The 10876-nt window shown below is 73.9% G+C and carries 8 protein-coding genes; all 8 read left to right on the forward strand.

Translation table 11 applies throughout. From position 1 onward, the window contains the following. The first annotated feature begins 29 nt into the window (after positions 1-29). The 8 genes from ACWDXC_RS37650 (at position 30) to ACWDXC_RS37685 (ending at position 10634) form a co-directional block, all read left to right on the forward strand. Entirely contained in the window at positions 30-1205 is a 1176-nt protein-coding gene (locus ACWDXC_RS37650; protein ID WP_364178641.1) for a bifunctional cobalt-precorrin-7 (C(5))-methyltransferase/cobalt-precorrin-6B (C(15))-methyltransferase, read from the forward strand. Positions 1206-1272: 67 nt separating this feature from the next. Further along, positions 1273-2118 carry a sirohydrochlorin chelatase gene (locus tag ACWDXC_RS37655; RefSeq protein WP_449990426.1) on the forward strand — a complete coding sequence of 282 codons (846 nt, stop codon included), beginning with the start codon at positions 1273-1275 and terminating at the stop codon, positions 2116-2118. A 14-nt stretch (positions 2119-2132) separates the two neighbouring features. Next, positions 2133-3296, forward strand: a complete 1164-nt coding sequence (locus tag ACWDXC_RS37660; protein ID WP_449990429.1) for a nicotinate-nucleotide--dimethylbenzimidazole phosphoribosyltransferase — start codon at positions 2133-2135, stop codon at positions 3294-3296. Positions 3297-3333: 37 nt separating this feature from the next. After that, positions 3334-4347, forward strand: a complete 1014-nt coding sequence (speB, locus tag ACWDXC_RS37665) for an agmatinase (protein WP_449990432.1) — start codon at positions 3334-3336, stop codon at positions 4345-4347. An 83-nt stretch (positions 4348-4430) separates the two neighbouring features. Beyond that, positions 4431-5663 carry a uroporphyrinogen-III C-methyltransferase gene (gene cobA / locus ACWDXC_RS37670; protein WP_449990435.1) on the forward strand — a complete coding sequence of 411 codons (1233 nt, stop codon included), beginning with the start codon at positions 4431-4433 and terminating at the stop codon, positions 5661-5663. A gap of 23 nt (positions 5664-5686) precedes the next feature. Beyond that, entirely contained in the window at positions 5687-8086 is a 2400-nt protein-coding gene (locus tag ACWDXC_RS37675; RefSeq protein WP_449990437.1) for a dynamin family protein, read from the forward strand. Next, positions 8083-9705 (forward strand): GTP-binding protein, encoded by a 1623-nt coding sequence (locus tag ACWDXC_RS37680; RefSeq protein ID WP_449990440.1) that lies wholly within the window; start codon positions 8083-8085, stop codon positions 9703-9705. The genes ACWDXC_RS37675 and ACWDXC_RS37680 overlap by 4 nt, the downstream gene beginning before the upstream one ends. A gap of 329 nt (positions 9706-10034) precedes the next feature. Further along, positions 10035-10634 carry a single-stranded DNA-binding protein gene (locus ACWDXC_RS37685; RefSeq protein ID WP_219503930.1) on the forward strand — a complete coding sequence of 200 codons (600 nt, stop codon included), beginning with the start codon at positions 10035-10037 and terminating at the stop codon, positions 10632-10634. Positions 10635-10876 lie beyond the last annotated feature (242 nt).

The raw sequence follows: 10876 nt of genomic DNA on the forward strand, positions 1-10876 counted from the left end.
ACCCTGGGTACGAGGGGACGGTGAGGCGCATGATCACAGTGGTCGGGTGGGACGGATCCGAACTGTCGGCCCAGGCGGTCGACCGGCTGCGCGAGGCGACCCTCGTCGTCGGGCCCGCGGCGCTGCTCGGCAGGCTCACGCTGACCGCCGTGACCGTCCCCGACGACGCCCTCCTCGACACCCTCGACCTCCACCTCGAACAGGGCTCCGGCCCCGCCGTGGTGCTCGCCCCCGGCGACCCCGGCTTCTTCGGCGCCGTCCGCGCCCTGCGCGGCCACGGGCTCAAGCCGGACGTGCTGCCCGCCACCTCCCTCGTCAGCCGGGCCTTCGCCCGCGCCGGCCTCAACTGGGAGGACGCCCTCGTCGTCGCCCCCGCCGGGGCGCACCAGCTCAACCGCGTCGTCAACGCCTGCCGCGCGCATCCCAAGGTCGCCCTCGTCGTCGCGCCCGGCGTCGGCCCCGGCGACGTCGCCCGCGAGCTCGCCCCGACCACGCCGCGCTCCCTCATCGTCTGCGAGGACCTCGGCGGCCCCGGCGAGCGCGTCACCCACAGCCGCATGGGCGAGGCCACCACGCGCCCCTGGAAGGACCCCGACGTGGTGCTCGTCCTCGACCCGCTGCACCGGCCCAAGGAGCCGAGCTGGGTGGCGGGCGCCCGCCCCGGCCCCGCCGAATGGGCGCTGCCGCTGGAGTCCAGGCTGCCCGCGGAGGTCAGGGCGTACGTGCTGGCCAAGCTCGGCCCCCGGCTCGGCGACCTCGTCTGGGACGTGGGCGCGGGCGGCGGCGAGATCGCCGTCGAGTGCGCCAGGCTCGGCGCGGCCGTCGTCGCCGTCGAACGCGACGCCGCCTCCTGCGACCGGCTGCGCGCCAACGTCCTCCACTACGGCGTCAAGGTCGCGCTGACCAGGGGACAGGCCCCGCCCGCCCTCGAACCGCTGCCCGACCCCGACGCCGTGTTCGTCGGCGGCGGCGGCCCCGACGTGGTCGCCGCCTGCGCCGCCCGCCGCCCCCGCTCGCTCGTGTGTGCGCTCAACTCCGTCGAACGCGTCCCCACCGTGCTCGGCCTGCTGCGCGAGCAGGGCTACCGCGCCGAAGGCAGCCAGATCCTGGCCGCCAGGATCGCCCTCGAACCCGACGGCTCCCACAGCCTGGCCGCCGCCGACCCCGTCTTCGTCGTGCACGCGACACCCGCGCACACAGCGTGACCTGTCGCCCACCGGCGCCCATCGGTTATCCTCGCGTGTCTTCCTCTACGCACCGGAGCACCTTCCCATGAAGCCCCCGCTCCTGCTCATCGGGCAGGGATCGAACGACGACGCCGACTCCGCGGAGTTCGGCCGGTTCGTCCACCGGCTCCGTTGCCGGCTCGACCAGACGGCCGCCGACGTCTCGGGCGGCTACCTGGAGCGTGCCACGCCCCGCCTCAGCGAGTCCGTCGCCTCCCTCGTCGCCCGCGGCCACCACCGGCTCGTCGCCATGCCGCTCAGCCTCAACCGGCTGAGCGAGGAGCTGCCCGCCGCCCTGGAGCAGGAGCAGCGCCGCCACCCCACGCTCATGTACGACTACGGCAGGCCGCTCGGCCCCGACCCCCGCGTGCTCGCCCTGCTCGCCGAACGGCTCAACGACGCCGCCACCGACATCCCCCGGCTGCGCCCGCTGGAGCTCGTCGGCGCCCCGCCCCGCCTCCGCGCCGTCGACACGCCCCCCGCCGACGGCCTCCAGACGCACGTCGAGCCCGGCGAGACCGCCGTCGTCCTGGTCGGCGAAGGCGCCACCGACCCCGTCGCCAACGCCGAGGTCCACCGGGTGTCACGGCTGTTCTGGGAGACGCACGCCTACGACTTCATGACCGTCGAGACCGCGTTCGTGTCGCTCACCCCGCCCGGCGTCCCCGGCGGCCTGGAGCGCTGCCGCCGCCTCGGCGCCAAGCGCGTCATCGTCGTGCCCTACCTGCTGTTCGCCGGGGCCACGCTGGAGCGCGTCTGGGCGCAGGCCCTCGCCTACGGAGCCGGGCACCCCGAGCTCGACATCCGCTGCGCCGAGGTGATCGGCGACTGCGAGACCCTCGCCGACGTCGTCATCGACCGCTACGAGGAAGCACTCCAGCTCGTCCCGTGACCGGAGGTAGTGCAGTGCCCGCCGACACCGAGCCCGGCCAGTCGCCCCTGTCCGGGGTCCTCGCCGCCATCCGCCCCGCCGACCCCGCCGTCCTCGCCGACGCCCGCGCCCACCAGGACCGCCTCACCAAGCCCCGCGGCTCGCTCGGCGCCCTGGAGGACGTCGCCGTACGCCTCGCCGGCGCGGCAGGCGTCACCCCGCCGCCCATGCCCGCGCCCGCCGCCCTGGCCATCTTCGCCGCCGACCACGGCGTCCACGCCCAGGGCGTCAGCCCGTGGCCGCAGGAGGTCACGGTCCAGATGGTGGCCAACTTCCTGGCCGGCGGCGCCGTCGCCAACGCCTTCGCCGCCCAGGCCGGCGCCACCGTCACCGTCGTGGACGTCGGCGTCGCCGCCGACCTCCCGGACGATCCCCGCCTGGTCAGGCGCAAGGTCGCGTACGGCACGGCCGACCTGTCGCAGGGGCCCGCGATGACCGTCGACCAGGCCGTCCAGGCGCTGGAGACCGGCATCGCCGTCGCCCGCGACCTCGTCGCCCAGGGCGCCCGCTGCCTCATCACCGGCGACATGGGGATCGCCAACACCACGGCCTCGGCCGCCCTCATCTCCGCCTTCACCGGCCGCGACCCGGCCGACGTCACGGGGCGCGGCACCGGCATCACCGACGAGACCCACGCCCTCAAGGTCCGCACCGTCCGCCAGGCCCTCCACGTCAACGCCATCCCCGTCGCGGGTGCGCGGCTTCCTGGGGAGGAAGGCGCGGAGGGTGCGCGGCTTCACGGGGAGGGCATGGAGGCGGACGAGGCGGTCGAGGCGTTGCGGGTGCTCGCCGCCGTCGGCGGGTTCGAGCATGCCGCGATCGCCGGGTTCATCCTGGGCGGCGCGGCCCTGCGGGTCCCGGTGATCCTCGACGGCGTGATCGCCGGCGCCGCCGCCCTGGCCGCCGCCGCGCTCGACCCCGCCGCGACCGACCACTGCGTGGCGGGCCACCGCTCGGCCGAGCCCGGCCATTCGGCCGCCCTCGACCACCTGGGCCTGCGCCCCCTGGTGGACCTGGAGCTCCGCCTGGGCGAGGGCACCGGCGGCCTGCTGGCCCACCCGCTGGTGTGCGCCGCCGTATGCGTGATGCACGACGTGGCCACCTTCGACGCGGCGGGAGTGACCGAAAAGCCCGTGTGATGATGGGGGACACGGCAACGACCACGTGAGGTGACCAGTGTCCCGATACGGTCCGATGTTCGGTCCCGACATCACGTTCCTCGGCGTCGAGCGGTGCGACGTCGGCGATCCCGCAACGTACGCGGACGCCGACGTGGTGATCATCGGAGCGCCGTTCGACGGCGGTACCTCCAACCGCCCGGGCGCCAGGTTCGGCCCGATGGCGCTGCGCCAGGCCTGCTACCTGCCGCACGACGGCTCCCGCCCGAGCCTTGCCCTGCGCGTCGACGCGCTGCGCGACCTGCGCGTGCTCGACGCCGGGGACGTGGAGTGCTACTCGGGGGACGTGGAGGGCTCGCTGGCCGCGATCGAGGACGCGGTGCACCGGGTGGCGTCCTCGGGCGCGATCCCGCTGGTGCTGGGCGGCGACCACACGGTGGCGCTGCCGGACGCGCGCGGCACGGCGCGGGCCCACGCCCCCGGCCGCACCTCGATGATCCACTTCGACGCGCACGCCGATACGGGCAACATCTCGTTCGGCCACCTGTACGGTCACGGGCAGCCGATGCGCCGCCTCATCGAGTCCGGGGCGATCCGCGGTGACCGGTTCCTCCAGATCGGCCTGCGCGGCTACTGGCCCGAGCCGGAGACCCTGAGCTGGATGGCCGAGCGGAACATGCGCTCGTACGAGATGACCGAGATCGTGGCGCGCGGCCTGGAGACGTGCCTGACGGAGGCGTTCGGCATCGCGCTCGACGAGTGTGACCGGATCTTCCTGTCGGTCGACATCGACGTGTGCGACCCCGGGCACGCGCCCGGCACCGGCACCCCCGAGCCGGGCGGGCTGACCGCCAGGGAGCTGCTCGACGCCGTCCGCCGGATCTGTTACGAGCTGCCCGTGGCCGGGATGGAGGTGGTGGAGGTCGCCCCGCCGTACGATCACGCCGACGTGACCGCGTTCCTCGGGAACAGGGTTATCCTTGAGGCGCTCTCCGCGATGGCCAGACGCCGTAAGGACGACGAAGGCGGGCCGCGCTGGGACCCTCGGCAGCCCCTTCTCGACGGGCGTTGACCCATGCGAAACGAATGACGCGATGAGACCCGGTAGGTTTACGTCCTAGCACACCAACCTTCGCGAACGGGAGATTCCCGACAATGGGTCCCTACCTCCTCGGCCTGCGGCTTTCCGGCCGCCGGGTCCTCGTCGTGGGCGGCGGGCGCGTCGCACAGCGGCGAGTGCCGGCGCTGCTCGCGGCGGGTGCGGAGGTGACCGTGGTCTCGCCGAGCGTCACCCCCGCTCTCGACGACCTCATCGCCGCCGGCCGCATCACCTGGCACGCCCGCCCGTACGAGGTGGGCGACTGCGACGGCGCCTGGCTCGTGCAGGCCTGCACCGACGACCGGTCCGCCAACACGGCCGTGGCCGCCGAGGCCGAGGCCAAGCGGATCTGGTGCGTGCGCGCCGACGACAAGGACGCCTCCGCCGCCTGGACCCCCGCCTCCGGCCGGGTCGACGAGGTCAGCGTGGCCATCACCGCAGGCGGCGACCCGCGCCGGGCGGCCGGCATCCGCGACGCCGTCGTGGACGCGCTGCGCGACGGCACCGTCGACGCCCGCCGCAACCGCACCAAGCCCGTCGGCGTCGCCCTGGTCGGCGGCGGTCCCGGCGATCCCGGGCTCATCACCGTGCGCGGCCGCCAGCTCCTGGCGCAGGCCGACGTCGTGATCGCCGACCGGCTCGCGCCTCGCGCGCTGCTCGACGAGCTGGCCCCCGACGTCGAGCTCGTCGACGCCGCCAAGGTGCCCTATGGCCGCTCCCTGTCCCAGGACACGATCAACGAGCTGCTCGTCGACCGGGCCAGGGCGGGCAAGTTCGTGGTCAGGCTCAAGGGCGGCGACCCGTTCGTGTTCGGGCGCGGCGGCGAGGAGATGATCGCCTGCGCCCGGGCCGGCATCCCGGTGATGGTCGTGCCCGGCATCACCAGCCCCGTGGCCGTGCCCGCCGCCGCCGGCGTCCCGGTGACCCATCGAGGCGTGAGCCAGGAGTTCCACGTCATATCGGTGCACGTCGCCCCGGACGACCCCCGGTCCACCGTCGACTGGCCCGGCCTGGCGCGCTCCCGTGGCACCCTGGTGCTCATGATGGCCGTCGAACGGCTCGCCAAGGTGGCCGAAACGCTCGTGCGAGACGGACGTCCGCCGGAGACTCCCGTAATGGTGGTGCAGGACGGTACCCTTCCGACCCAGCGGGCGGTAATCGCCTCGCTTTCCACCGTGGCCGACCGCGTGTCCGCGGCTGGGATACGGCCACCGGCGATCGTCGTCGTCGGCGATGTCGTAAAGGTCGGCCAGGAGGTCGAGATGGTTCGAGCGGAGCGCTTGCCGTGAACACGGCCATGGATGACGGGCGCATGGATGACGGGCGCGAGGAGTCGCCGGGGGAGCAGACCCTGACCTTCCGCGCCATCACTGACGTGCCCCCGTCCGACACCGCCCCGGCGGCCCCCGACGCCCCCGGCCCCACGCGGCCGTCCCCTCCACCTGCGGCGGAGGCCGACGCAGGCGACCAGGACGAGGCGCCCACGTCGGTGTGGGACGTCCCCGTACGCCGCCCGCCCGCCGCGCCGACCTCCGTATGGGAACGCCCGTCCCGCCCCGCCCCCGCCGCCCCGCCCGCCTCCCCTGAGAGGGACGAGGATCTCTTCACGGAGACCGCCTCCTCCTCTTCCTCCGACGACGAGGACCTACCCGACAGCGCGGACGCTCCCGCCGAGAGCGACCACGCCCCTGAGGACGCCACGGCTGCCCTCGCCGACGACTCGGACGAGGATGCCGACAGCGCGTGGCTGTGGGGCGACGACGAGAGCGACGACGTCTCCGGAGAGACCGCGGAAGAGGCCCCAGACGCCGTCCCGTCCGACGAAACCCCGACCGACGACGCGGTTCCGTCCGGCGAGGCCCCGTCCGATGAGGACGATGCCCCGTCCGATGAGGCGGACGTGGCCGGTGATGTCGCCGGAGCCGCCGACGCCGACGACGGCGCTTCCGACGTCGCCGAGGACGCCTCCGACGAGGACACCCCCGATGACACCGAGGCCGAGACCGAGACCGCTTCCGCCCTGGCTGACGATGACGCCGGGGCGGAGGACGTACCCGGTGAGGCCGAAGAGGACCTGCCGCCCGAGACCGTCGAGGCGCTGACGGCGGCGCTCGGGGCGCTGCGGGAGAGCGTGGCCGGGCTGCGGTTCGGGCTCGACCTGCCGGGCGCCGAGGAGGCGCGGCAGGCGCGGGCCGACCTGCAGGCGCAGCTCGAGGACTACGTGCTGCCGAGGGTGCGCACCCGGACCGCGCCGGCGCTGATCGTGATCGCGGGCTCGACCGGCGCGGGCAAGTCCACGCTGGTCAACTCGCTGGCGGAGAAGAACGTCTCCCGCACCGGGGTGCGGCGGCCGACCACCGGCGTGCCGGTCCTCGTGTGTCACCCGGACGACCGCAAGTGGTTCACCGAGGGCGAGCTGCTGGGCGGGCTGCGGCGGCTCGACAAGCCGGAGCCCGGCGCGGGCATGCGCAGCGTCGTCGTGGTCGCCACGGAGAAGCTGCCGCAGGGCGTCGCGCTGCTCGACACGCCGGACATCGACTCGGTGGTCGAGGAGCACCACGAGATCGCGCACCGCATGCTCGACGCCGCCGACCTGTGGATCTTCGTCACCACCGCCGCCCGCTACGCCGACGCCCCCGCGTGGAACCTGCTCCGCCTGGCCAAGGAACGCGGCGCCCGGCTGGCGATCGTGCTGTCCAGGGTGCAGCCGAGGGCGCGCGAGGTGGTGCTCAAGCATTTCGTCCGGATGCTCACCGAATACGGCCTGGGGGAGATCGACCGGTTCGTCATCGAGGAGTCGGCGGTCACCGACGGCAGGCTGCCCGACAGCGAGATGACCGATCTGCGGCTCTGGCTCGCCGAGCTGTCCGTCGACGACAAGCGCCGCGCGCAGGCCGTGCGCAAGACGCTCAACGGGGTGCTCGACAGCTTCCGCACCCGGGTTCCGGCGCTGGCCAAGCAGCTTGAGCTGCAGGTGGCGTTCCGCAGCGAGCTGCGCGGCGACGTCGAGGCGGCCTACATGAGCGCCCTGACGGAGATCGACAAGGCGTTCCGCAGCGGCATGATCATTCAGGGTGAGGTGCTGGCCCGCTGGCAGGACTTCGCCGGCTCGGGCGACCTGATGCGCTCGCTCCAGCTGCGTAAGCGCCCCCGTTCCTCGCAGGCGCCGGAGCGGATCACCGCGTTCCGCGGGGCGCTGAAGGCGGGGCTGGAGTCGGTGATCGTGGCCGCGGCCGGCCGCGCGGCCGAGGAGGTCGCGGGCCGCTGGCGGCACCGCGCCGAGGTGGGCGCCACGCTGGCCGAGGGGCTGGAGCGGCCGTCCGACGAGCTCGTACGGCATGCGGGCCGGGCCGTCGCGTCCTGGCAGGAGCATGTGATCGAGCTGGTCCGCACCGAGGGCGTGGCCAAGCGGTCGGTGTCCAAACTGGTGTCGTTCGACGCCGACTCGCTGTCGCTGATCTTCATGGTGGCGATGTTCAGCGGCGGACGCACCGAAGGGGTGCCGCACCGGCTGGTCAAGGCGCTGCTCGGGGCCGAGTCGCTGCGCGGCATCGGCGCCAAGGCGCTCAGCGATCTGAGAGCCAGGATCGGCATGCTGTTCGACGAGGAGTCCATGCGTTACGTGCAGGCGCTCGACTCGGCGGGGATCCCCGACGAGTCCGCCGCCACCCACCTCTACCAGGCGACGTACAACCTCGAGGTCGCACGATGACCACCGTCACGACCAGGCCGGGGCTCGCGCCGCGGCTGTCCGCCCTCACCAAGGTCGTCGAGCTCGGCCCCGGCCGGCTGGACGACAAACTGGTGTCCGAGGCCCAGAACCTGCTGCTGCGGGCCGGCGACCGGCTCAAGCTGTCGTCGGAGCACACCGTGGTCGCCCTCGCGGGCGGCACCGGCAGCGGCAAGTCGTCGCTGTTCAACGCCGTGTCCGGGCTGGAGCTGTCGCCCACCGGCGTGCGCCGGCCCACCACCGCCCACACCCACGCCTGCGTGTGGGGGCTGGAGGGGGCGGCGCCGCTGCTCGACTGGCTGCAGATCGAGTGGCGGCACCGGTTCGCCAGGGCGAGCGCGCTCGACAAGGGCGAGAGCCAGCTGCACGGCCTGATCCTGCTCGACCTGCCCGACCACGACTCGATCCGGGCGCTCACCGACACCGAGGCCGACCGGCTCATCGGCCTGGCCGACCTGGTGGTGTGGGTGCTCGACCCGCAGAAGTACGCCGACGCCTCCACCCACCGCCGCTACGTCACCGAGCTGGCCGGGCACGACGCGGTCACCGTGTTCGCGCTCAACCAGGCCGACCGGCTGTCCGCCGAGGAGCTGGCCGAGCTGGTCATCGACCTCAACGACCTGCTCCGCCGCGAGGGCGTCGAGCATCCGAGCGTGGTGCCCACCTCGGCGGTCAGCGGGCGCGGCATCGAGAGCCTCAAGAGCGTCATCGCCGGGGCCGTGTCCCGCCGCCGCGCCGCCATCCAGAAGCTGGAGGCCGACCTGCACCGGCTGGAGCAGCGGCTCACCCGCAGCATGCCGGTGGGCGAGGCCCTGAACGTGCCGGCGTCCGTCGACGAGGCCCGCCGCATAGGCCTCACCGACGCGCTCTGCGACGCCGTCGGCGTCCCCGCCGTGGGCGAGGCCATGGAGAACGTGTACGCCGAACGCTCCGGCCGCTGGGTCGGCTGGCCGTACCCGCGCTGGCTGGACCGCTTCCGCCCCGACCCGGTCAAGCGCCTGCGGCTGCAGGATGTGGGCGACGAGATCCGCGGCATCACCACGGGCTCGGTCAGCGCGCAGTCGGCCGAGGTGGCCAATGCCGTGCAGGCGCTGGCCGACGGCCTGACGGTCGGGATGCACCCGGTGTGGCGCAGCGCCGTGCACCGGGCGGCCCGCTCGCAGCTCGGCATGCTGCCGCGCACGCTCACCGAAGATCTCACCCAGGTCGCGCCCCGGCTCGACAGGGTGCCGGGATGGTGGCGGGCGCTCAAGGTGTGGCAGTACGCCCTGGTGGCGGCGTTCGGCGTCGGGCTGGTGTGGCTCGGGTTCGGGCTGCTGCTGCCCGGGCGGCTGCCGGCGTCGCTGCAACTGCTGGGCGACACGTCGGCGCTGCCGTGGGTGGCGCTGATGATGGCTTCGGTGCTGGGGCTGGGCATTTTGTCCGGCATCGCGTCACGCAACTTCGTGGAGCTCGGCGCGTCCCGTGAGCGGGAGCGGCTGGAGCGGGAGATGCGCCGTCGGGTGGCGGCGATCGCCGAGAAGGCGGTGGTCGAGCCGGTGGAGCGCGAATTGGGCCGGCACCACGCGTTCTACCAGGCGATGCGCGGCCTGGCAGGCTGACGCCCACTCCGCGCCCGCGCGGACGACGCGGCCCCAGCCGCTCGGCCCGGCTCGTTCCGCCGTGTGCCTGCTTTGTGCGTGCTTGCCCGTCCGTGCCCGCGCGCCCTGTGCCCGCCCGTCCGCGGCCGCCCGTCCTCCCACGTCGTTCGCCCGCGTCGCCCCTCTGCGCCGTTGGCCCGTGTCGCCCGTCTGTGCCGGTCGTCCACAGGGCGGGTCGGGCTCCGGCGGCGTCATCCACAGAACGCGGTTCGCCCGCCTGTCGGAGGTCCCCGGCGCGGCACTGTGTTCCCAGGTCGCGGGCGTCCGGCCCGCTGCATGGGAGGCACGGAATGAACGACATCTACATCACGCTAACCGGCAACGTCGCGGCAGAGCCCAGGCAGCACACCTTCGACGACGGCGTCAAGGTGACCTCGCTGCGGGTGCTCACCTCTCACCGCTACTTCGACCGGAAGACGGGCCAGTGGATGGACGGGGAGAGGGTCTGCTTCGCGATCCGCTGCTGGCGGACGCTGGCCGACAACGTCGCGCGTTCGGTCCGCGTCGGGCAGCCCGTGGTGGTCTCCGGCAAGCTGCGCATCCGGGAGTTCGGGCCCGAGGGGGATCGCCGGTTCATGCCGGAGGTGGAGGCCAGCGCCGTGGGTCACGACCTGCGCTGGGGCACCGGCACCTTCGTCAAGCCGGAGCGGGGCGGCGCCGCGTCGTCGGTGAGCCCCGAGGTCCGCGAGCGGCTCGACGAGGAGATCCAGGACTGGGCGATGGGCGCCACCCGCACGGGCTCCCGCCGGGGCGCTTTGGACTCGATCCCCGACCCGGCCGCCGACTTCCAGCCACCGGAGGGCGCCACCGTGCGGATCCTCGGCGCGGACGACAACGAAACCGAGAGCGAGGACGCCGAGTGGCCGGTTGAGGAGCGCGCCGCAGCCTGACCCCGGTCCGGGCTTCGGGGCGCGTTTCCGCCTGGGCGTCGAGGCCGACGGCCCGGCGCTTCGCTGGGCCGGGCCGTCGCGACTTCCATCTGCCCGGTTACCTCGTTGCTGCCCAGCTCTCGGGGAATTCGCGTCCGGCGTAAGGGAGGTGAAGTCGGTACGGCGTGCGAGGGGTTCGACGTGGGCCCACACGCTGAGGCCGACGCGGGACGACGCCGCCACGTCCGGGATGGGAACGGGTC

The sequence above is a fragment of the Nonomuraea sp. NPDC003214 genome, assembly GCF_053590035.1.

Coding starts and splice junctions, on each gene's coding strand:
- ACWDXC_RS37685 (WP_219503930.1), top strand. CDS start 10,035: ATGAACGACATCTACATCACGCTAACCGGCAACGTCGCGGCAGAGCCC.
- ACWDXC_RS37680 (WP_449990440.1), top strand. CDS start 8,083: ATGACCACCGTCACGACCAGGCCGGGGCTCGCGCCGCGGCTGTCCGCC.
- cobA (WP_449990435.1), top strand. CDS start 4,431: ATGGGTCCCTACCTCCTCGGCCTGCGGCTTTCCGGCCGCCGGGTCCTC.
- ACWDXC_RS37650 (WP_364178641.1), top strand. CDS start 30: ATGATCACAGTGGTCGGGTGGGACGGATCCGAACTGTCGGCCCAGGCG.
- ACWDXC_RS37675 (WP_449990437.1), top strand. CDS start 5,687: ATGGATGACGGGCGCGAGGAGTCGCCGGGGGAGCAGACCCTGACCTTC.
- ACWDXC_RS37655 (WP_449990426.1), top strand. CDS start 1,273: ATGAAGCCCCCGCTCCTGCTCATCGGGCAGGGATCGAACGACGACGCC.